This is a genomic window from Gammaproteobacteria bacterium, assembly GCA_017999615.1.
Taxonomy (GTDB): domain Bacteria; phylum Pseudomonadota; class Gammaproteobacteria; order JAABTG01; family JAABTG01; genus JAGNLM01.
Window position 1 is genome coordinate 173,854 of the sequence record JAGNLM010000002.1, and the last position, 21,516, is coordinate 195,369.

General features: G+C 72.7%; 14 protein-coding genes. 7 read left to right on the plus strand and 7 right to left on the minus strand.

Annotated features, from left to right (window positions below):
• The 3 genes from glgX to KA217_03910 all read right to left on the minus strand — a co-directional run bounded on the left by glgX (position 1) and on the right by KA217_03910 (position 4,178).
• Positions 1 to 2,106 carry a glycogen debranching protein GlgX gene (gene glgX, locus KA217_03900; GenBank protein ID MBP7711595.1) on the minus strand — a complete coding sequence of 702 codons (2,106 nt, stop codon included), beginning with the start codon at positions 2,104 to 2,106 and terminating at the stop codon, positions 1 to 3.
• Between the two features lie 55 nt (positions 2,107 to 2,161).
• On the minus strand, positions 2,162 to 3,145 hold the full coding sequence (gene moaA / locus KA217_03905) for a GTP 3',8-cyclase MoaA (GenBank protein ID MBP7711596.1): 984 nt from the start codon (positions 3,143 to 3,145) through the stop codon (positions 2,162 to 2,164).
• Between the two features lie 91 nt (positions 3,146 to 3,236).
• Complete coding sequence (locus tag KA217_03910; protein MBP7711597.1) at positions 3,237 to 4,178, minus strand: histone deacetylase family protein; 942 nt, start codon at positions 4,176 to 4,178, stop codon at positions 3,237 to 3,239.
• Positions 4,179 to 4,250: 72 nt separating this feature from the next.
• Here KA217_03910 and KA217_03915 point away from each other — a divergent pair, with 72 nt between their 5' ends.
• Entirely contained in the window at positions 4,251 to 6,929 is a 2,679-nt protein-coding gene (locus tag KA217_03915; protein ID MBP7711598.1) for a bifunctional acetate--CoA ligase family protein/GNAT family N-acetyltransferase, read from the plus strand.
• Positions 6,929 to 7,600, plus strand: coding sequence for a TIGR00730 family Rossman fold protein (locus KA217_03920; protein MBP7711599.1), 672 nt, complete (start codon positions 6,929 to 6,931; stop codon positions 7,598 to 7,600). Before KA217_03915 ends, KA217_03920 begins: the two co-directional genes overlap by 1 nt.
• A gap of 74 nt (positions 7,601 to 7,674) precedes the next feature.
• Here the strand turns inward: KA217_03920 and KA217_03925 are convergent, their stop codons facing one another.
• The 3 genes from KA217_03925 to KA217_03935 all read right to left on the minus strand — a co-directional run bounded on the left by KA217_03925 (position 7,675) and on the right by KA217_03935 (position 11,728).
• The gene (locus tag KA217_03925; GenBank protein ID MBP7711600.1) at positions 7,675 to 8,184 is read right to left on the minus strand and encodes a DUF2238 domain-containing protein; all 510 of its coding nucleotides are present in this window, start codon (positions 8,182 to 8,184) and stop codon (positions 7,675 to 7,677) included.
• A gap of 161 nt (positions 8,185 to 8,345) precedes the next feature.
• Positions 8,346 to 9,674, minus strand: a complete 1,329-nt coding sequence (gene mgtE / locus KA217_03930; protein MBP7711601.1) for a magnesium transporter — start codon at positions 9,672 to 9,674, stop codon at positions 8,346 to 8,348.
• A 248-nt stretch (positions 9,675 to 9,922) separates the two neighbouring features.
• The gene (locus tag KA217_03935; GenBank protein MBP7711602.1) at positions 9,923 to 11,728 is read right to left on the minus strand and encodes an ABC transporter ATP-binding protein/permease; all 1,806 of its coding nucleotides are present in this window, start codon (positions 11,726 to 11,728) and stop codon (positions 9,923 to 9,925) included.
• A gap of 134 nt (positions 11,729 to 11,862) precedes the next feature.
• Between KA217_03935 and KA217_03940 the strand changes: the two genes are divergently transcribed.
• From KA217_03940 to KA217_03955, 4 genes are all read left to right on the plus strand, one after another.
• The gene (locus tag KA217_03940) at positions 11,863 to 12,822 is read left to right on the plus strand and encodes an SLAC1 anion channel family protein (GenBank protein MBP7711603.1); all 960 of its coding nucleotides are present in this window, start codon (positions 11,863 to 11,865) and stop codon (positions 12,820 to 12,822) included.
• 6 nt (positions 12,823 to 12,828) lie between these two features.
• Complete coding sequence (locus tag KA217_03945; protein ID MBP7711604.1) at positions 12,829 to 13,020, plus strand: hypothetical protein; 192 nt, start codon at positions 12,829 to 12,831, stop codon at positions 13,018 to 13,020.
• Positions 13,021 to 13,024: 4 nt separating this feature from the next.
• Positions 13,025 to 15,796: a phosphoenolpyruvate carboxylase gene (gene ppc / locus KA217_03950; GenBank protein MBP7711605.1), complete on the plus strand. Its 2,772-nt coding sequence runs from the start codon at positions 13,025 to 13,027 to the stop codon at positions 15,794 to 15,796.
• Between the two features lie 233 nt (positions 15,797 to 16,029).
• Positions 16,030 to 17,298 (plus strand): LysM peptidoglycan-binding domain-containing protein, encoded by a 1,269-nt coding sequence (locus KA217_03955; protein MBP7711606.1) that lies wholly within the window; start codon positions 16,030 to 16,032, stop codon positions 17,296 to 17,298.
• 72 nt (positions 17,299 to 17,370) lie between these two features.
• Here the strand turns inward: KA217_03955 and hrpB are convergent, their stop codons facing one another.
• Positions 17,371 to 19,998: an ATP-dependent helicase HrpB gene (hrpB, locus tag KA217_03960; GenBank protein ID MBP7711607.1), complete on the minus strand. Its 2,628-nt coding sequence runs from the start codon at positions 19,996 to 19,998 to the stop codon at positions 17,371 to 17,373.
• A gap of 188 nt (positions 19,999 to 20,186) precedes the next feature.
• On the opposite strand from hrpB, the gene KA217_03965 reads away from it, so the two are divergent.
• Positions 20,187 to 21,338: an aminoglycoside phosphotransferase family protein gene (locus tag KA217_03965; protein MBP7711608.1), complete on the plus strand. Its 1,152-nt coding sequence runs from the start codon at positions 20,187 to 20,189 to the stop codon at positions 21,336 to 21,338.
• Positions 21,339 to 21,516: the final 178 nt, after the last annotated feature.

A 21,516-nucleotide genomic window follows, 5' to 3' on the forward strand; every position in this document is an offset into this window, starting at 1 on the left:
CTAGGGTGCGGCGGCGGGGCGGGACTCCAGCACCACCACGGAGCGAGGCTGCACCCGGTACGCCCTGCCGCCGGCGAGGGGAGACTGGGACTCGGGGCCGGTGACGTCTTCCGGGCTGGGCCGCGCCGTGTCCACGGCGAGGTGCCAGGTGCCCGACAGGGGCTCGGGCAGCACCGCCTCCTGGAGCTCCGCCGAGAGGTTCATCACCACGTAGAGGTCCTCTTCGCCCTCGGCCACCGCCGCGAGGGTGAAGGCCAGGACCTGGGCCTCGGGGTCGTCCCACGGCGGCTCGAAGGGCTCCAGCCCGTGCCAGCAGACGTCTGGCTGGAGGGCCCCCGCGCGGCGCTGGCCGCTCAGGAAGCGCCTGCGCATCAGGCTCGGGTGCCGGCGGCGCAGCGCCACCATCTCGCGCACGAAGCGCAGCATGGGGGCGTTGCGCTCGAGGAAGCCCCAGTCGAGCCAAGAGGTCGCGTTGTCCTGGCAGTAGGCGTTGTTGTTGCCGCCCTGGGTCCGCAGGACCTCGTCGCCCGCGAGCAGCATCGGCACGCCCTGGCTGAGGAGCAGGATGGCCATGAAGTTCTTCGCCTGCTGCCGGCGCAGGGCGTTCACCGCAGGGTCGTCGGTCTCCCCCTCGACCCCGCAGTTCCAGCTGAGATTCTCCTCGGCCCCGTCGTGGTTGCCCTCGCCATTCGCCTCGTTGCGCTTGGCCTCGTAGCTCACCAGGTCCCACAGGGTGAACCCGTCGTGGGCGGTGACGAAGTTGATGCTGTTCATGGGCAGCCGACCACTCGGCGCGTAGAGGTCGCTCGAGCCCGCGATGCGCGTCGCCACCTCCCCCACGAGCCCCGTCTCCCCGCCCACGAAGCGGCGGATCACGTCCCGGTAGCGCCCGTTCCACTCCGCCCACCGGTATCCGGGGAACCCGCCCACTTGGTACAGGCCACCCGCGTCCCAGGCCTCGGCGATGAGCTGGGTCTGGGCGAGGACGTGCGAGAACTCGATGTACCACGGCATCGGGGCGTACCAGAGCGGCTCGCCGTTCTCGCCTCGCACCAGCACGCTCGCCAGGTCGAAGCGGAAGCCGTCCACATGCATCTCCCGCACCCAGTACTCCAGGCACTCCACCAGGAAGCGCGTGACCACGGGGTTGTTGCAGTTGATCGTGTTCCCGCAGGCCGTGTAGTCCCGGTACCGGCTGCGGTCCGTGGGGTCCAGGTGGTAGACCGTCTCGTTGGCGAGCCCCTTGAAATTGATCGTGGGCCCGTCGGCGCCGCCCTCCGCGGTGTGGTTGAACACCACGTCGATGATCACCCCGATGCCGGCCCGGTGCAGGGCCTTCACCAGGTCCCGGAGCTCCCGCCGGTGAGTCCCCTCCTCCGGGCTCACGCAGTAGCCGGGGTGCGGACTGTAGAAGCTGTGCGGGCTGTAGCCCCAGTAGTTCACCAGGCCTCGCTGCGCCGCGCCGGGCGGCACATCCTGCTCGTCGTAGGCCATCACCGGCAGCAACTCCACGTCGGTGATGCCGAGCGAGCGCAGGTAGGGGATCTTCTCGATGACCCCGGCGAAGGTCCCCGGGTGGGTCGTGCCCGCCGAGGGGTGCCGGGTGAAGCCGCCCACGTGCAGCTCGTAGATGATGGTCTGCTCCAGGGGCCGCACGAGGGGGGTGTCCCCCTCCCAGTCGTAGGGGTCGTCCACCAGCACGGCCCGCAGCGACGTGTGCCCGGCCGGCCCCGGCTCCGACGCCCGCGCCCGGTCCCACACCCGCGAGGTGACCGCGCGGGCCCAGGGGTCCAGGAGCTCCTTGCCCCGATCGAAGCGGAAGCCGGTCGCGACCGTGTCGTCCGGCCCGTCCACCCGCCAGGTGTAGTGCGCGCCCGGCCGCAGGCGTTCCACGTAGACGTGCCAGAAGAAGAACGTGCGGTTGACCTCGGGGTCGAGCACGATGACCTGGAACGGCTCCGGGCTGTCGGCACGCTCGTAGAGCAAGAGCTCCACGTCCGTGGCGTACCGGCTGAAGAGGGAGAAGTTCGCGCCGCCCGCGTCGCAGGTCGCGCCCGGGGGGTAGCGGGAGCCGGCGCGGACCGGGAACGGGACGACGGGGAACACGGCGCGCGGCGAGCCCCGGGTCAGGGCGCGGGAGGACTTCTGCGGACCGCCGCGCTCATCCGCCCGTCGCCGACATGAACCGGACCACGTGGCAGGGGTGCTCCCGGAACTCGTGGCGCTCGGGCTTCAGCGCGATGGCCGCCCGCACGGCCTCGTCGAGCTCCCCGTCGCTCGCCCCCGCGCGCAGCAGCGGGCGGAGCTCGATGGCGTCGTTCTGACCGAGGCACAGGAACAGCCCGCCGTCCACCGAGAGGCGCACGCGGTTGCAGGTCTCGCAGAAGTGCTGGGAGAGCGGCGTGATGAAGCCGATCTTCAGGTCCGTGCCGGCCACCTGCACGTAGCGCGCCGGCCCCCCGCCCGACATCACGGCGGGCACGAGCGTATAGCGCTCGGCGAGACGCGCCCGTACCTCCTGCAGGTCCACGTAGTGGCTGGTCGCGGCCTGGCCGGTCGCGCCGACCGGCATGGTCTCGATGAGCCGGAGCGTGTAGCCGTGCTCCAGACAGAACTCCACGATCGCCGGGACTTCGTCCTCGTTGACCCCGCGCATCACCACCATGTTCAGCTTGACCGGCTCGAGCCCCACCGTGCGGGCCGCTTCCAGGCCCGCCAGCACCTTCTCGAGCCGGCCGCCCCCGGTGATGGCGGCGAATCGCCCGGGGTCGAGCGAGTCGAGGCTGACGTTGACCCGGTGGATACCCGCGCGCTTGAGCGGCTCCGCCATGCGCGCGAGCCGCACGGCGTTGGTGGACAGGGAGAGGTCCTCGATCCCCGGCAACGCCCCCAGGCGGGCGACCAGCTCGGGCAGGTCCTTGCGCACGAGCGGCTCGCCGCCGGTCAGGCGTACCCGGCGCACGCCGACCCGGGTAAAGGCGCCGACGACACGCTCGAGCTCCTCGAAGGTGAGCCAGTCCTCGGGCTCCTCGAAGCCGTCGAAGCCCTTCGGCATGCAGTACGTGCAGCGCAGGTCGCAGCGGTCGGTGACCGACACCCGCAGGTACTCGATCCGCCGGCCGAAGGGATCAGTCAGGTCGGCCATCTTGGGAGCCCCGTTTCCGCGCTGCCGCACTCCGGCTCGATCGAGCGTGCCACCGCTCGGCCGGCCACGCAAGTGCGCCGCCCGCCCTGGGTCACGGTTGCGCCCCGTGCTTGTTCCCGAGCAGGGCGTCGATGTGCGCGGCGACGCCCCGCCCGAGGGCCGACAGCGAATAGCCGCCCTCCAGCACCGAGACGACGCGCCCCCCGGCGCTCGCGTCCGCCACGCGCTTGATCTCGCAACTCACCCAGCGGAAGTCGTCGTCGCCCAGCACCAGCCGCGTCATGTCGTCCTCGGCGTGCCCGTCGAACCCGGCCGAGACCAGGACCATCTGGGGGGCGAAGGCGGCCATCCGGTCGAACCAGGCGTCGGCCACGGCGCGGCGGAAGGCGCGCCCGTCGGTGCCGGCCTTGAGCGGCACGTTGATCAGGTGCTCGCCTCCCGTGTCCGCCCCCGCGTAGGGGAAGGCCGGGTGCTCGAAGGAGGAGCAGTAGAGCACCCGCGGGTCGTCGCGAAAGATCTCCTCGATGCCGTCCCCGTGGTGGGCGTCGAAATCGCAGATGGCGACCCGCTCGAGCCCGTGTTCCGCGAGCGCGTGCGCCGCACCCACCGCGACGTTGTTGAAGAAACAGAAGCCCCCCGCCCGGGACCGCCCCGCGTGGTGGCCCGGGGGACGGACGGCGCAGAAGGCGGCGGTGGCCTCCCCCCGCATCACCAGGTCGACGCCAAAGACCGCCGCGCCTGCCGCGCGGTACGCGGCGCGCAGGGTGCCGGGGCACATGCCGGTCTCCCCGTCGATCCAGTGCAGGCCTTCGGTGGGCGACTGCGCGCTCAGCCGTTCCAGGTACGCGCGGTCGTGCACCCGGCAAAGCTGCTCCTCGGTGGCGAGCGGCGCGTCGTAGTGCCGCAACACCAGCTCGATCCCCCGGGCCACCAGGTGGTCCTGGATCGCGTGCAGGCGGGCCGGGCACTCCGGGTGCTCGGGCCCCATGTCGTGGAGGAGGCAGTCGGGGTGCGAGATGTACGCGATGGTCATGACCGCTCCTCGGGTTCCGAGTACAGTTATCGACTACGCTTGACGGGCGATCTCCCCGCACGAGGATAACCGATGGGGCCCCATTATCTCGACCGGCTGTTCAACCCGCGCACCATTGCGGTCTTCGGGGCAAGCGAGCGCGCCGACAGCGTCGGCGCCTTGATGTTCCAGAACCTGGTCGCCGGTGGGTTCAAGGACCAGATCTTCGCGGTCAACCCGAAGCACTCGGAGGTGCAGGGCCACGTCTGCTACCCCACCATCCGGGACGTGGGGGTGCCGGTGGACCTCGCGGTGATCGCCACCCCGGCCGCCGAGGTGCCCGAGATCATCTACCAGTGCGGCGAGCACGGCGTGCGGGCCGCGATGGTGCTCTCGGCCGGCTTCGCCGAGTCGGGGCCGGACGGGGCGAGGCTCCAGCAGGCGATGATGGAGACCGCCCAGCGCTACGGCATGCGCATCGTCGGCCCGAACTGCCTCGGGATGCTGCGCCCCCGCCTCGGGCTGAACATCACCTTCTGCAAGGGCGTCGCCATCCCCGGGGACCTGGCGCTCGTCTCCCAGTCGGGCGCGCTCTGCACCGCGATCCTCGACTGGGCCGAGCCGCACCAGGTCGGCTTCTCGACCGTCATCTCCCTCGGGGACGCGGCCGACGTGGATTTCGGCGACATCCTCGACTATCTCGCCCTCGACCCCCAGACCCACGGCATCCTGCTCTACGTGGAGGGCACCCAGCACACCCGCGGGTTCATCAGCGCGCTGCGCGCCGCGGCCCGCCTGAAGCCGGTGGTGGTCATCAAGTCCGGGCGCGAAGTGGAGAGCGCGCGGGCCGCCGTCTCCCACACCGCGGCCCTCATCGGCGCGGACGACGTCTTCGACGCGGTGCTCGAGCGGGCCGGCGCGGTGCGCGCGAACACCATCGACGACCTGTTCTCGGCCGCGCAGATCCTCTCGAGCGGGGTGCGCGTGGAAGGCAACCGGCTCGCCATCATCACCAACGCCGGAGGCCCGGGCGTGATGGCGACCGACCGCGCCCTGCAGCTCGGCTGCCAGGTGCCGCCGCTGCGCGACTCCACCCTGCAGGGCCTCAACCGGGTCCTGCCCCCGCACTGGTCCCACGGCAACCCCGTGGACATCCTCGGCGACGCCACCCCCGAGCGCTTCCAGGAGGCCGTCTCCGCGTGCCTCAAGGACGACTCGTTCGACGGGGTCATGGTGATCCTCACCCCCCAGGCGATGACCCAGCCCACCGAGGCGGCGAAGGCCGTGGAAAAGGCGGCGCGGCGCAACCAGAAGCCGGTGCTCGCCTGCTGGATGGGCGAGCGCGCCGTGTCCGACGCCTGGGCCCTGTTCTCCGCCCGGCGCCTGCCCCGCTTCCGCACCCCGGAGGCGACCGTGGAGGCCTTCCACTACCTGGCCGCCCACCACCGCAACCAGAAGCTGCTGCTCCAGGTCCCCGGGCCCCTCTCCTACCACGACCAGCCGGACGTGGACGGGGCGCGGCTCATCATCGACGGGGTGCTCTCCGAGCGGCGCAAGGTGCTCACCCCGCTCGAGTCCAAAGCGGTGCTCGCGGCCTTCCGCATCCCGGTGGTGCAGACCATCCAGGCGCGCAGCGCAAACGAGGCGCTGGTGGCCGCCGAGTCGCTCGGCTTCCCGGTCGCCATGAAGATCAGCTCGCCCGACATCACCCACAAGTCGGACGTGGGCGGGGTGCGCCTGGACATCCGCAACGCCCAGGCGGTGCGCAGCACCTACAACGAGCTCATCACGGAGATCCAGAAGCAGTTCCCGAACGCGCGGATCGTGGGCGTGACCGTCGAGCGCATGTTCGACGCGAGCCACGGCCGCGAGCTGCTGGTGGGCGTGACGCGCGACCGCGCCTTCGGGCCGGTCATCACCTTCGGCGCGGGCGGCACCATGGTCGAGGTGCTGCGCGACCGCGCGGTGGCGCTGCCGCCGCTGAACCGGTTCATCACCCGCAGCCTCATCGCGCGCACCCGCGCGGCGCGCATGCTGACGCAGTTCCGCAACCTGCCGCCGGCGAACATGGAAGCGGTGGAGAACGTGCTGCTGCGCGTCTCGGAGATGGTGTGCGAGCTCCCGCAGCTGATGGAGATGGACATCAACCCGCTCATCGCCGACGAGAAGGGCGCGATGGCGGTGGACGCCCGGATCGTCGTCGACTACCACGCCCCCTCGCCGGACCGCTACTCGCACATGGCGGTCTACCCCTACCCCGCGCACCTGGTCACGCACTGGCAGCTCGCCGACGGGACCAACGTGACGATCCGGCCGATCCGCCCCGAGGACGCGGAGATGGAGCAGGCGTTCGTGCGCGGCCTGTCGGACGAGTCGCGCTACTTCCGCTTCATGCAGACCGTGCAGGAGCTCTCCCCCACGATGCTCGTGCGCCTCACCCAGATCGACTACGACCGGGAGATGGCGCTCATCGCCGTGATGGAGCGTGACGGCCAGGAGTCCGAGCTGGGGGTCGCGCGCTACGCGATCAACCCCGACGGGCGGACGTGCGAGTTCGCGATCGTCATCGCGGACGCCTGGCGCCGCAAGGGCATCGGCTCGCGGCTCATGACCCAGCTGATGGAGGCCGCCAAGGCGCACGGCCTGAAGACGATGGAGGGCGAGATCCTCACCAACAACACGAACATGCTCTCGCTCGTCCGCCACCTGGGCTTCACGATCCGCACCAACCCCGAGGACGCAGGGTTGAAGGTCGTTCACCGGATGCTCTGATGGAGGACCTGCGGACCTCGGAGACCTGGCGCGTCTTCCGCATCCAGTCCGAACTGATCGACGGGATCGAGACGCTGCACAACCTCGGCGCGGCGGTCTCGATCTTCGGCAGCTCCCGCCTGCGGGAGGACTCGCCGTTCTACCAGGCGGCGCAGCGGGTCGCGCGCACCCTCGCCGACGCGGGCCTGTCGGTCATCACGGGCGGCGGCCCCGGAGTGATGGAGGCCGCCAACCGCGGGGCGTTCGGCGGCCTCGGGCAGTCGGTGGGGCTGAACATCGCGCTGCCCCACGAGCAGGTGCCCAACCGGCACCAGGACGTGAGCCTCTCGTTCCGCTACTTCTTCGTGCGCAAGTTCATGTTCGTGCGCTACGCGCTCGGCTACGTCATCTTCCCGGGCGGGTTCGGGACGATGGACGAGCTCTTCGAGGCGCTCACCCTGATCCAGACCGAACGGATCCGGCGCTTTCCCGTGGTGCTCTTCGGCACCCAGTACTGGCAGGGGCTCGCGGACTGGATGCGGGCGCAGGTGCTCGCAGCCGGCTGCATCTCGCCCCAGGACCTGGGCCTCTTCCGCACGACGGACTCCGAGGACGAGGCGGTGCAGATCATCCTGCGCCACGTGGAGCACCTGCGGGAGCCGGTGGCCGGCGAGCGCCGCGGACCGCTCTAGGACGGGCCTGCGCGCCGTTCGCCCTCGACCTCCCTCACAGCGCGGACGGACACCCGGCGCGGGGGCCGACGGGGTCAGAGCCTTCCCAGCTCGCGGTCCTGCACCCGCGCGAGCAGAAGCTGCGCTGCGATCGCCCCGATGAGGGCGAGGAACATGTCCCACTGGCTGTCCCAGGGGTCCCCCTGGGTGCCGAGGAAGTCCACCGCCCCCTCGCCCGCCATCACCGCGGTGCCCCACTCCACCAGCTCGTGGGTCGCGCTGATGGCCAGCGTCACGCAGGTGACGAGGAAGAAGAGCCACTTGCCGGGCACGAGCGGCGAGCGGCGCAGCAGGACCTCGCGGGCCGCGAGGGCCGGCACGAAGCCCTGCACCAGGTGGCCGAAGCGGTCGTAGTGGTTGCGGCCGAAGTCGAAGAGGTCCTGGGCCCAGAACCCCACCGGCACGCGCGCGTAGGTGTAGTAACCGCCCAGGATGAGCACGAGGGCGTGCAGGAAGACGAGCCGGTACAGGAGCGGGGTGAGCGGGAAGCCCCGCCACGTCACCACCAGGATGGGCAGCGCGATGAGCACCGGCGCCACCTCCATCCACCAGGTCGGGCGGTCGTACGGGGCGACTGCGGAGACGAGGAGCGCCAGCACGGTCAGCGCGAGGAGCGCGAGGGGCTCGCGGGACGAGGGGTGAGCGTTCGAGCGCGGGTCCAATCTCCGAGCCTCCGCGGTTGCGCTGGGGGGCGGCGCCGCGGCCTTCAGCCGAGGAAGATGGCCGCCAGGCCGAGGAAGATGAGGAAGCCCATGGCGTCGGTGATCGCGGTCAGGATCACGCTGCTGCCGAGGGCCGGGTCGCGGCCCGCCGCCCGCAGGCCAAGGGGGATGAAGACGCCAGCGAGCGAGGCGAGCAGCAGGTTCAGCATCATCGCGGCCAGCATGATCAGCCCGAGGTGGTGCTCACGGTAGATCGCGTAGGTCACGAGCGCCATCACCGACCCCCAGACGAGACCGTTCAGGAGACTCACGGTCACCTCCTTGCGCAGGAGGTAGCCGATGTTGCCTTCCTGGATCTGGTCGAGCGCGAGGCCCCGGATGGTGAGCGCCGCGGTCTGGTTGCCGGTGTTCCCGCCGATGCTGGCGACGATGGGCATCAGCGCGGCGAGCGCCACCACCTTCTCGATCGTCCCCTCGAACACCCCGATGACGCGGGAGGCGACGAAGGCGGTGAGCAGGTTCAGGGCGAGCCAGGCCCAGCGGTTGCGGGCGCTCTTGGCGATCGGGGCGAAGAGGTCCTCGTCCTCCTGCAGACCCGCCTGGGTGAGCATCTCCTTCTCGGCGGTGTCGCGCACGTGGTCCATGACCGCGTCGACGGCGAGCCGCCCCACCACCTGCCGGTGGGCGTTGACGACGGGGGCGGACAGCAGGTCGTAGCGCTCGAAGGCGAGCGCCGCCTCGCGGGCCTCGTCGTAGGTGTGGAAGAAGGTCGGCTCCCGGTCCATGACCTCGCCGACGGTCGCCTCCGGGTCGCTCGAGACGAGGGTCGTGAGCGGCAGGGCGCCCTTGAGGACCCCTTCGCGATCCACCACCACGAGCTGGTTGAAGTGCGTGGGCAGGTCGCCGCGCACGCGCAGGTAGCGCTGGACCACGTCGAGGCTCTTGTCCTCGCGCACGCTGACCATGTCCAGGTCCATCAGCGCGCCGACCGAGCCCTCCGGAAAGGCGAGGACCGTCTGCACCTCGGCCCGGTCCTCGCTCGGCAGCGAGCCGAGGAAGTCCGGGACCACGTCCTTCGGCAGATCCGGCACCAGGTCCGCGATCTCGTCGCTGTCGAGGTGCTGCGCGACCTGCAGGATCTCGCGCCGGTCCATGTCGGCGACGAGGGTCTCGCGCACCGCGTCGGAGACCTCGAGCAGGACCGTACCGTCCAGCTCGGCCGGGACCAGCGCCCAGACCTGCAGGCGCTCCTCCACCGGCAGGCTCTCCAGGACGTAGGCGATGTCCGCCGGGTGCAGGCGCGCGAGCCGGTTCTGCAGCTCGGTGCGGTGCTGGCGCGCGACGAGCGACTGCACCAGGTCGTGCTGGGGCATCGGCTGGCGGCTCACCAGGTTCTCCACGAGCCGCTGCTTGTCGAGCAGCTCCAGGATGTGCTGGAGGGTGGCCTGCAGGCTCTTCTGGTGGTCGGCCTCGAATTCCACGGTCGGTCCGGCGTGGTCCCCCGGGTGACGGCGGGACCCGCCGTTCGGGGAGCGGGCGGATTATCCGCGCAAACCCCCGGGGTGCGAAAGCCCGAGACGCGAGGGGCCGGAGGGCGCGGGCGCGAGGACCGCCTCGCCCGCTAGCCCTGCCCCTCCTCCGCCTGCTGCAGCGCCCACATGCGGGCGTAGAGGCCGTCGGCGGCGAGGAGCTCGTGGTGGCCACCCTGCTCGACGACCCGCCCCTGGTCGAGGACCAGGATCCGGTCCGCGTCGACGATGGTGGAGAGGCGATGGGCGATGACGAGCGTCGTGTGCGCCGCGGCGACCTCGTCGAGCGCCTTCTGGATGGCGCGCTCGGCACGGGTGTCGAGCGCCGAGGTGGCCTCGTCGAAGATCAGGATCGGCGAGTCCTTCAGGATCACCCGTGCGATCGCCACCCGCTGCTTCTCGCCCCCGGAGAGCTTCAGCCCCCGCTCGCCCACCACCGTCTCGTATCCCTGGGGCAGCGAGGCGATGAACTCGTGGATGTTGGCGAGCCGCGCCGCCTCCTCCACCGCCTCCCGGGGCGCCGTGGGGCGGGCGTAAGCGATGTTGTAGTAGATGGTGTCGTTGAACAGCACCGTGTCCTGGGGAACGATGCCGACGGCCGCCCGCAGGCTCGCCTGTCTGACGTCGCGGACGTCCTGGCCGTTCACCAGGATCCGCCCGCCGGTCACGTCGAAGAAACGGTAGAGGAGCCGTGCGAGCGTGGACTTCCCCGCCCCGCTCGGCCCGACCACCGCCACCTTGGTCCCGGGCCGGATCTCGAAGTCGACCCCGCGCAGGATGGGTCGGTCCGGCTGGTAGGCGAAGTCCACCCCCTCGAAGCGCACCCCGCCCGCGCCCACCACCAGGTCAGGGGCCCCGGGCCGGTCCCGGATCTCCGGTACCCGGCGCAAGAGCCGGACCAGCAGGTCCATGTCGGCGAGGGAATACTTGATCTGGCGGTAGACGATCCCGAGGTAGTTGAGGGGGATGAAGAGCTGGAGCAGGAAGGCGTTGACCAGCACCAGGTCGCCGAGGGTCATCGTGCCCGTCACCACGCCCTGCGCGGCGAGGACCATCAGCAGCGTCACGCCGACGGCGATGATGGCGGCCTGGCCGAAGTTGAGCGCCGACATCGAGGTCTGGCTCTGGACCGCCGCGCGCTCCCAGCCGGAGAGCGTGAGGTCGTAGCGGCGGACCTCGGCACCCTCGTTGCCGAAGTACTTGACCGTCTCGTAGTTGATCAGGCTGTCCACCGCCTCGGTGTTGGCCTCGGACTCGAGGCGGTTCATCTCGTGGCGGAAGTTCATCCGCCAGTCGGTGATGGCGAAGGTGAACCAGGCGTAGATGAGCACGGTGACCAGCGTGACCAGCGTGAAGACGAGGTCGTAGCGGGTCAGCAGGACCGCCGCCACGAGCCCGAGCTCCACCAGCGTCGGCAGCACGTTGAAGACCATGTAGTTGAGGAGCGTGCTGACGCTGCGGGTGCCCCGCTCCAGGTCCCGGAAGATGGCGCCGGTCTTGCGCTCCAGGTGAAAGCGCAGGGAGAGGTCCAGCAGGTGCGCGAGGACCCGGTTCGAGAGCCGGCGCATGGCGCGGTAGCGGACCTTGGCGAAGACCGCGTCGCGCAGCTCGTTGAAGAAGGCCGACGACATCTTGAGCGCGCCGTAGGCCGCGAGCAGGGCCACCGGCAGCACGAGTCCCGGGTGCCGGCCGGGGTCGAGGGCGTCGACGATGGCCTTCAGGACCAGCGGCACGCCGACGTTGGCGACCTTCGCGAGCAGCAGCGAGGCGAGCGCGAGCAGCACCCGGCCCCGGTACTCCCAGACATAGGGCAGCATCGCCCGCACGTTCCGGGTGTCGTCCCGGTCCTTGTGGGGTTCTTCGGTGTAGCCGGAGGAGCTGTAGCCGGTGGAGACCATGGTCCGCTCGCGTGCCAGCCCCGCATTATAGGGCCTCGAGGCCCTCGCCCCGCGGCCCTCGCCCGCATCCGTGTCGGCCGCAGCGGAATGGTATTCTTGGGCCCCGGGCGAGGAGCCGTGACGGAGGTTGGGCGATGCTGGATCTGCGCGACGTGGAACGCTTGCCGGTGAGCGCGTTCTCGGTGGTCATGGGCCTCGCGGGACTCGCCCTCGCCCTCGGGGCCCAGGCACAGGGCCTCGGGTTCGGCGCCGGCTGGGCGCTCCTCGTCACCGTCCCGACGAGCCTCCTCTTCCTCGTGCTGGCGACCCTCTACGGGGTCAAGGCCGCGCGCTACCCGGCGGCGGTCCGGGCCGAATGGGCCCACCCCGTCAAGCTGGCCTTCTTCCCCACCGTCGCCATCAGCCTGACGCTGCTCGCCGCGGCCTGGCTGCCCCACGCGCCGACGCTCGCGCGGGCACTGAGCGTCGCGGGCTCCGCCCTGCAGCTGGTGCTCACGCTCGCGGTGCTCTCGGCCTGGCTGTTCCGGGGCCGCTTCGAGCTCGGGCACGCCAACCCGGCCTGGTTCCTGCCCGTGGTCGGGAACATCCTGGTCGCGGTGCCGGGCGCCACGCTGCTGCCGGGCGAGGTGAGCTGGTTCTTCTTCGGGGTCGGGCTCCTCTTCTGGGTCCTGCTCTTCGCGGTGCTGCTCCACCGGGTGGTGTTCCTCCCGGCGCTGCCCGAGAAGCTGATGCCGACCTTCTTCATCTTCATCGCTCCGCCGGCGCTTGCCTTCCTGGCCTACGTCGGCCTCACCGGTGCCGTGGACCCCTTCGCCCGGGTGACCTACTACACGGCTCTCTTCCTGACCCTCCTCCTCCTCCTGCAGTCGCCGCGTTTCGCGCGCCTGCCCTTCGCCCTGTCCTGGTGGGCCTACTCCTTCCCCGTGGCGGCCGTGACGGTCGCCACCCGCGTGATGCACGCGCGCACCGGGCTCGCGTTCTTCGAAGTCCTCGCGTGGGGGCTGCTGGGGCTGCTCCTGTTCATCGTAGGTGTGCTGGTGACCCGCACGAGCGCGGTCGTCCGCCGCCACGGGCTCGCGCTCGACGAGGCCTGAGAGCGCATGCCTGCCGCCGAGCCGACGCCCGAGCTCCGCCCCTGGGATTCCCTGGCGAAGGACGAGCAGACGCGCCTGCGAATCGACTACGGCCACTACCTCGACTCCCTGCCGCCAACCTGTTCCCTCGAGGAGAAGAACGCCCGCTTCGCGGCATGGCTCGCCGAGCGCGGCGTGCTCTACGTGGGGCGGGGCTGACGGGGTGGCCACGCAGACCTCCTATCCCGAGCGCGAGCCGCTGCGGGCGCGGGTGCAGCGGGTGGGGCAGATCATCGGACGGGTGGTCCGGGAGCAGGCGGGGCCCCGGGTCTACGAAACGGTCGAGGCGCTGCGCCGGGGGTTCCTCGAGGCCCGTCAGGGCGGAGACGGCGAGCGGCGGCACGCGCTGGGGGAGCTCATCGCAGGGCTGGACCCCGAGACCCTGACGCAGGTCATCCGCGCCTTCTACCTCTTCTTCGGCGTCATCAACGTGCTCGAGGAGGGAGAGCGTTACGAGAGCCACCGGGAGGGCGCCTGGCCCGGCTCCTTCGAGGAGACGGTGGCGGAGCTGGCGGCCCGGGGGGTCGGCCGGGAGTCGATGCAGTCCCTGCTCGACCGGCTGAGCTACATGCCCGTCTTCACCGCACACCCGACCGAGTCCCGGCGCCGCACGGTGCAGGAGGCGCTGCGCCGGGTCGCGGACACCCTCGGCGAGCGCTATGCACCCGGCCGCACCGAGGCCGAGCAGCGCCGCGCCGAGGCAGTCCTGGAGCACCAGATCCTGCTCCTCTGGCTCACCGACGAGGTCCGGGGCAGCACCCTCAGGGTTCAGGACGAGATCGACAGCGGCCTCGCCCACTTCCCCAACAGCCTGTTCGAGGCGGTGCCCCAGTTCTTCCGGGCGGCCGAGGAGGCCCTCGCCCGCCACTACCCGGACTCGGGGCTCGCGGTGCCCTCCTTCCTGCACTTCGGGTCGTGGATCGGCGGCGACCGCGACGGCAACCCCCACGTGACCCCGGAGACCACCGCGCTCGCCGTGCGCATGCAGGAGCGCGTGGCGTTGACGCTCCACATCGAGCAGGTCGACCGGCTCGAGCGGGAGCTGGCCCACGCCCGGCGCTTCTGCCGCGGGCTCGACCCCCTGCTGGCGAGCATCGCGCGCGACCGCGTGGACTTCCCCGAGCTCGCCGAGGAGCTCGCGCACCATCGGGCCGCCGAGCCCTTCCGCCACAAGCTCCTGTACGTGCGCACCCGGCTCGAGCGCCGGCTCGCGGGCGTACGCGCGGCCCTGCGGGGCGACCCGCGCCCGACCCTGCCCGGGGCCTACCGGCGCACCGAGGACTTCGTCGCGGATCTGCGCCTCGTCCGCCAGGCCCTGCACGCCACGGGCGACCACGTCTCCGCCGACGGGCCCATCGCCGACCTCGTGCGCCAGGCCGAGACCTTCGGCTTCCACCTGGCCACGCTCGACATCCGCGAGGAGGCCGCCGCGCACACCCGCGCGGTCGACGAGATCCTCGCCGCGGCGGGCGAGCCGGGCTACGCCGGGCTGGACGAGGCGGCGCGGGTCGCACGCCTGGTCCGGGCCCTGGAGGAGGGTCTGCCCGAGGCCTCGGAAGAGCGCCTCGGGGAGGCGACCCGGCGCACCGCGCGGGTCTTCGAGGTGATGGGGCGGGTGCGGGCCGAGGCCGGCCCGGAGGCCCTGGGGCACTACGTCGTCTCCATGGCCCGCCGGGCGGGCGAGGTCCTCGAGGTCCTGGCCCTCGCCCGCCGCGCGGGGCTGGTGGGCCGGGAGAACGGGCGCTGGTTCTGCCACGTTCCCGTGAGCCCCCTCTTCGAGACCATCGCCGACCTCGAGGGCTGCGACCGGGTCATGGCGACGCTGCTGCGCACGCCGGTCTACCGCGCCCTGGTCGCGGCCGCCGGCGGCCGCCAGGAGGTCATGCTCGGCTACTCGGACTCGACCAAGGACGGCGGGATGCTGGCCGCGTCCTGGCGGCTCTACCACGCCCAGCAGCGCCTCACCGCGCTCTCCGCCGCCCAGGGCGTGCCGATCCGCTTCTTCCACGGCCGCGGCGGGACCGTTGGACGCGGCGGCGGCCCGTCCCACAAGGCCATCCTGGGCCAACCGCCGGGGACCGTGGGCGGAGAGCTCCGCGTCACCGAGCAGGGCGAGATGCTCGCCTCGAAGTACGGCGCGCCCCAGAGCGCGCTCTACGAGCTGACCATCAGCGCCTCCGCCCTCCTGCGCCGCAGCGACGACCTGCTGCACCCCCCGGCGCGCGAGCGCCGCGAGTGGCAGGGGGCCATGGACGCCGTAGCCCGGGCCGCCGAGCGCGCCTACCGCCGTCTGGTCGACGAGACTCCGGGCTTCTTCGAATTCTTCTACCAGGCCACGCCCGTGGAGGAGCTCGCCCATCTGCAGATCGGTTCGCGCCCCTCCCACCGACGCGAGGGCGAGCGGGGCAAGGCCTCCATCCGGGCGATCCCCTGGGTCTTCGGCTGGGCCCAGGCGCGCTTCCACCTGCCGGGCTGGTACGGGGTCGGCACTGGCCTCGCCGGCTGGCACGAGGGGGGAACGAAACGCCTGGCGCAGCTGCAGCGGATGTACGGCGAGTGGGCGTACTTCCGGAACGTGATCGACAATGTGCAGATGATCCTCTCGAAGACGGACATGGACATCGCGGGCGGGTACGCTGCCCTCTGCGACCCGGCGCTCGACCTCTCCCGCATCCTCCCGGCCATCCGAGAGGAGTACGATCGGACCCTGTACGAGGTGCGGGCCGTGACCCGCACCCACTATTTGCTGGAGAACGACCCGCCGCTCGCCCAGGCCATCGCCCTGCGCAACCCCTACCTGGAGCCGTTGAACCACATCCAGGTCGGGCTGCTGCGCCGGCGCCGGGCCCGGGCCGGGGACGAGCCGGACCCGTGGCTCGACCCGCTGCTGCGCAGCGTCAACGCGCTCGCATCGGGGCTGCGGAACACGGGCTGACGGCCTGACCGCCGGAGGGCCGGGAGCGAGCTCGACGCGAGGGGATTGGCCACCCGCATCGCGGTAGGGAGGATGGCGCGACACACCACCCACCGGTGTCGCCGTCGGCCGGCGCGTCACGCGCAAGGGTGGGAAACGCAGTGCATACCCCCAGGACGCCGGGCGACCCGACTCGCCGCGTTGCGCGTCACACTGGGAAGACCGTCAAAAGTTCGCGAGCGAAGGAGGATGCCATGTCCCGTCAGCCGAACCCCACTGCCGCCCGTCGCCGTTTCGCCGGGCTCGCCCCCACCCTGGGAGCCGCCGCGCTCCTGGCAGCGTTTCCGGTCCTGGCCCAGGACGTGCCCAGCGCGCCCCCGGTGCCTGTGGCCCCCGCGGCACCCGCAGCCCCAGCGGCACCCGCGGCCGAGGCGGTGGCCGAGCGCCTGCAGAAGGAGCTCGAGGCCCTCAAACGGCAGATCGGGACCCTGAAGGACGAGGCAGCGGCGATCGCGGCGAAGCTCACCGGGGAGAAGGACACGCTCGCGAAGGATCTGACCGCGATCAAGAAGGCCCTGGGCCAGGCCGAGGCCGACCGGGACGCCAAGGCGGCAGCCGCCGCCCAGCTCGAGCAGCAGGCCCGGGACGCGCAGGCCCAGGTGGCCGCCGAGCGGGCCGCTGCCGAGAAGGCCGCCGAGGCCCAGAAGGCCGCGCAGGCACAGGCCGCCGAGGCCCAGAAGGCCGCTGAAGCGAAGGCCGCCGAGGCCCGGAAGGCTGCGGAGGCGAAGCTCGCCGAGGCGCAGAAGGCGTGGGCGGACAAGTTGGCCGCCGCGGAGAAGGACTCGGCCGCAAAGTACGCCGCCGCCGAGCAGCACGCGAAGGACCTGAGCGCGCGGGCGGAAGCCGCGGCGAAGGAGATGACCGAGAAGCTCGAGGCGATGAGGAAGGAGGCGGCCGAGAAGCTCAGCACCGCCGACACCGAGGCGAAGGCCCAGCGTGAGCGTGCCGCGACCCTGGGCACGGAGCGCGACGCGGCCCTGGCCGCCCGCGAGGCGGCCGACAAGGCGCTGGCGAGCGCCAAGGCAGCAGCAGCGGCGGCGGAGAGCTCGCTGACCCAGTCGCGGAGCCGCCTCTCGACCCTCGAGGCCTCGCTCGGCGAGTTGCGCGCCCGCGTGCCCGTGGAGGGCGGCGGGACGCTCGCCCTCGACAAGGCCCAGGGCGCCAGCGCGGAAGCCGCGAAGGCTTACGTCGCCGCGGCCCGTGATGCCAGCGAAAAGCCCTCCGCCGCGACACGCAACACCGCCAAGGACGCCAGCCAGCGCCTGCGCGCTGCGCAGTACGACGTCGCGCGCATCACCGGCGCCCGGGGCATCTACACCCTGCGCAAGGAGGACACGCTGGCCATCGTGGCCGCGCGCTTCTACGGCGACGGCAACCGCTGGCCCACGATCTTCGAGGCCAACAAGGGCGTGCTCGGCAACCCCGACCAGGTCCTCCCGGGACTCACGGTCGTCGTCCCCTGAGACCGCGCGAGCTGAGACCGCGCGAGCGCCCCTGGTGATCCCGGCGGAGGCCCCCTCGCGGGGGCTTCCGCCCTACCGGGGACGCGTCCGCGCGGTCGGCGCCGCCCGCCAGGGGTCCTCGGGCCAGGGATGCCTGGGGTACCTTCCGCGCAACTCCCGGCGCACCTCGGGGTAGGTCCGCTCCCAGAAGCCCTGCAGGTCCCGCGTGACCTGCAGGGGCCGCCCGGCCGGTGAGAGCAGGTGCAGGGTGACCGGCACCTCGCCCCCGCAGACCCGCGGCGTCTCCCCCAGCCCGAACATCTCCTGAAGCTTCACCGCCAGCACCGGCGGCTCGCCGGGCCCGTAGGCCAGCCGGCGCCGGGCACCGCTCGGCACGGTGACGTGGGTCGGGGCGGCCTCGTCCAGGCGCCGCTGCCAGTTGCCGCCCAGGGCGGCGTGCAGGGTCCCCCGCAGCGCGCCCGCCAGGTCGACCCGCCCCAGGTGCTCCAGCCGGGTCACGCCCCGCAGGTGCGGGCCGAGCCACTCGTCCAGCGTCGCGAGGAGGCGTCCGTCGGAGAGATCCGGCCAGGACTCTGCCGGCCTCCAGCCCCTCAGGGAGAGCACCCTGGCCTGCAGTTCCCAAGCGGCGTCGGTCCAGGGCAGCACCGCGAGCCCACGCCGGCGCACCCCCTCGAGCAGGGCGTGGGCCACCCGGTCCGGGTCCGGCTGGGGAAGCGGGCGGGCCGAGAGCAGGAGCGCGCCCAGGCGCTCCTCCGCCCGGGCGATGACCGCTCCCTCCCGGTCGTCCCACTCCACCACCTCGCGGACCTCCCTGCGCCCCGCCGTCACCTCAACGAGCGTCTCCGGCGCGAGGGCCGCGGCGAGGAAGATGCGTCCGTCCCCCGTCCCCGCCTCCAGGGAGGCGGCCACCAGGTACTCCTCCCGGCCGAGGGGATCGGCCTCCGGAAGCCTGGCGCCCCGCCCGCTCGCGAGCCGGTACCGCGCCCCGTCACCGCCCTGGCGTCTCGCGATCCGGTCCGGGTAGGCGAGTGCGAGGAGACGCCCTGCGGCCGAACGTGGATCCTCCCCGACTGCCCGGGGGCCTCGCCCTGGCCCGCTTGCGCCCGTCGGCCCCCGGTCCCGGCCCCGGGCGCCTCGGGGCACGACGGACCGGGCCCTGTCCCCGTCCGGGGCGATCTGGCGGGCGGCCCGGTCGACCCGGGCGCAGGCGGCGGGGTCCGCCCCCAGGGCGCGGGCGCCGGCCTCGCCGTCCACCCGCCAGCGGTGGAGGGCCTCCAGCCGGTCCGCGAGGTCGCTCGTGCGCCCGGGGCCGGAGGCCCGCAGGACGTCGCGCTCGGAGAGGAGCGCGGCGATGTCACCGGCGAGCGGCCCGAGCCCTTCCCGCCCCGCCTCGACCAGCATCCGGGCGAGGCGCGGCTGCACGGGCAGCCCGGCCATCCGGAGGCCTGCGGCCGTGATGCGCCCGGCCGAGTCCAGGGCGCCCAGGCCCGCCAGGAGGTCCCGGGCCTGGGCGAAGGCCCCGGCCGGGGGCGGGTCGAGCCAGCGCAGGGCCCCGGGGTCTGCGACGCCCCACTGGGCGAGCTCCAGGGCCAGGGGCGCCAGGTCCGCCTCCAGGATCTCCGGGGGATTGAACGCGAGAAGCCCCCGATGCACGGACTCGGTCCACAGGCGGTAGGCGCTCCCTGGGCCGAGCCGCCCCGCGCGGCCGGCCCGCTGGTCCGCCGAGGCCCGGGAGACCCGCACGGTCTCGAGCCGGGTCAGACCGGTCGCCGGGTCGAAGCGGGGCCGCCGGGCGAGGCCCGAGTCCACCACGGCCCGGACCCCTTCGATGGTGAGGCTGGTCTCGGCGATGGGGGTCGCCAACACCACCCGACGGCGGTGGGCGATGGGACGCAGCACCCGGTCCTGGGCCTCGGCCGGCAGGTCCCCGTAGAGGGGAAGGACGGCGACCTCGCCGAGGTCCGCCAGGCGCTCCGCGGTGGCCCGGATCTCGCCGCCCCCCGGCAGGAACGCCAGGACGTCCCCCGGGTGCGCCGCCAGGGCCCGGCGGACCGCATCGGCCACGAGGTCCGGTACCCCGCGGGACGAGGGGTCGCGGGGCAGGTAGGAGACCTCCACCGGGAACACCCTTCCCCCGCCCGCGAGGACGGGGGCGCCGCCGAGGACCCCCGCCACGGCCCCCGCGTCGAGGGTCGCCGAAGCCACCAGCAGCCGCAGGTCCTCACGCAGCCCGGCCCGGACGTCGAGGGCGAGCGTCAGGGCGAGGTCCAGGAGGAGGCTCCGCTCGTGGGCCTCGTCCAGCATCACCAGGCCCACGCCCTCGAGGGCGGGGTCGCCCTGCAGGCGCCGGAGCAGGACGCCCTCGGTGAGCACCTCCACGCGGGTGCGCGCCGAGACCCTCTGGTCGAAACGCACCCGATAGCCGATCGTCTCGCCGACCGGCTCGCCCAGGATCTCCGCCATGCGGCCGGCCGCCGCCCGCGCGGCCAGGCGCCGGGGCTCGGAGACGAGGATCGTCCGGCCCGCGAGCCAGGGCTCGCCGAGCAGGGCGAGGGGCACGAGCGTGGTCTTGCCCGACCCCGGTGGCGCTGTCAGCACCGCGCCGCGCCCGAGCGCCAGCGCCCGGCGCAGCTCGGGCAGGAGCTCGCGCACAGGCAGGTCGGGGAGGGTCGGGGTGCTCGCGGTGGGGTCCAGGGGCATGAGGGCTCGGGGCTCGGGGCTCGGGGGTCAGGGTCAGCGGCCAGCTACTCGGTGACGGGTGAATGGGGCCCAGGGCCCGCCGAGACTCTGCACGAGTCGCCCCCCGGGCGAAAGCCCGGGGCCGGCTGGTGGCCCGCGACGGCGCTCTCTAGACTGGGGCACACCCCGCCCCCGGCGAGCCCCCGCGCATGCAAGACCCACCCACCCCCGCCGATCGCAAGACCCGCGAGCACCCCGGGCCGGACCCGCTCTGCGCACTCGCCCGGTTCGTGGTGGACGGGGAGCCAGCCCACTCGGAGCCCCTGCGGGTCGGCCTCATCCACGAGAGCCACGTGGTGACCTGCCGAACCCCACGCGGCCCCCGCCGCTACCTCCTGCAGCGCCTGAACACGGCGGTCTTCCCCGCGCCCGGGCCGGTGATGGAGAACGTCCTGCGGGTGACCCGCCACCTCCAGGAGCGTCAGGCGCAGGCCGAGGTCAGCGACCTCGAACGGCGCGTGCTCACCGTCGTGCCGAGCCACGAAGGCCCCCCCTGGCACGTGGACGACGCCGGCGGGTGGTGGCGGGCCTACGTCTTCATCGAGGGCGCCACGTCCTTCGACCGCCCGCCCTCCCCTGCGGCCGCCGAGCGCGCCGCCCGCGCCTTCGGGCGCTTCGTGGCCGACCTCACCGACCTGCCCGGCCCCCGCCTGCACGAGACCCTGCCGGGCTTTCACGACACCCCCGCCCGCTACCGGGCGCTGCGGGCGGCGGCCGAGGCCGATCCCCTGGGGCGCGCCGGGGCGGCCCGCGCCGAGCTCGCGGCCCTCGAGGCCCGGCGCGAGCAGCTCGGCGCGCTCCACGAGGCGACCGCCCAGGGCCTGGTGCCGGAGCGGGTCGTGCACAACGACACCAAGCTGAACAACGTCCTCTTCGACACCGGGACCGGGGAGGCGCTCTGTGTCGTCGACCTCGACACCGTGATGCCGGGCCTCGCCCTGCACGACTACGGTGACCTGGTCCGCTCAGCCGCGAGCGAGGCCCCGGAGGACGCCCGCGACCTCGGCACCGTGCGTGTGAACCCGGCGCTGCACCGGGCGGTGACCCGGGGCTGGCTCGCGCCGCTCGCCCCGCTCCTGACGTCGGCCGAAGCCCAGCTCTTGCCCCTCGCGCCCCGCGTAGTGACCCTGGAGCTCGCCGCGCGGTTCCTCACCGACCACCTGCTGGGCGACCGCTACTTCCGCACCGGATACCCCGGCCACAACCTGGACCGCTGCCGGACCCAGCTCGCCCTCGCCGCCGACCTGGAGCGCCAGGAAGGCACCCTCGCCGCGAGCGTGCGCGAAGCCCTGGGGGGCTGAGCCTCCCCGTTCCCGAACGGCGCGGCTCCCCGCAATACCCCTTGCGGAGGTCCTCGCCACGGGGACCACCCACCACCGAGCTTGACCAGGATCAAATCCAGAGGATTTGCGCCGGTCTAGACTCTGGACCACAATATGTAGTGTCCGCAAGCACGAGAGCCCCATCATCCTGTAGTCG

Coding starts and splice junctions, on each gene's coding strand:
- moaA (MBP7711596.1), bottom strand. CDS start 3,145: ATGGCCGACCTGACTGATCCCTTCGGCCGGCGGATCGAGTACCTGCGG.
- KA217_03910 (MBP7711597.1), bottom strand. CDS start 4,178: ATGACCATCGCGTACATCTCGCACCCCGACTGCCTCCTCCACGACATG.
- KA217_03940 (MBP7711603.1), top strand. CDS start 11,863: ATGCTGGATCTGCGCGACGTGGAACGCTTGCCGGTGAGCGCGTTCTCG.
- hrpB (MBP7711607.1), bottom strand. CDS start 19,998: ATGCCCCTGGACCCCACCGCGAGCACCCCGACCCTCCCCGACCTGCCT.
- KA217_03945 (MBP7711604.1), top strand. CDS start 12,829: ATGCCTGCCGCCGAGCCGACGCCCGAGCTCCGCCCCTGGGATTCCCTG.
- KA217_03955 (MBP7711606.1), top strand. CDS start 16,030: ATGTCCCGTCAGCCGAACCCCACTGCCGCCCGTCGCCGTTTCGCCGGG.
- KA217_03965 (MBP7711608.1), top strand. CDS start 20,187: ATGCAAGACCCACCCACCCCCGCCGATCGCAAGACCCGCGAGCACCCC.
- KA217_03920 (MBP7711599.1), top strand. CDS start 6,929: ATGGAGGACCTGCGGACCTCGGAGACCTGGCGCGTCTTCCGCATCCAG.
- KA217_03925 (MBP7711600.1), bottom strand. CDS start 8,184: ATGGAGGTGGCGCCGGTGCTCATCGCGCTGCCCATCCTGGTGGTGACG.
- KA217_03935 (MBP7711602.1), bottom strand. CDS start 11,728: ATGGTCTCCACCGGCTACAGCTCCTCCGGCTACACCGAAGAACCCCAC.
- mgtE (MBP7711601.1), bottom strand. CDS start 9,674: ATGCCCCAGCACGACCTGGTGCAGTCGCTCGTCGCGCGCCAGCACCGC.
- KA217_03915 (MBP7711598.1), top strand. CDS start 4,251: ATGGGGCCCCATTATCTCGACCGGCTGTTCAACCCGCGCACCATTGCG.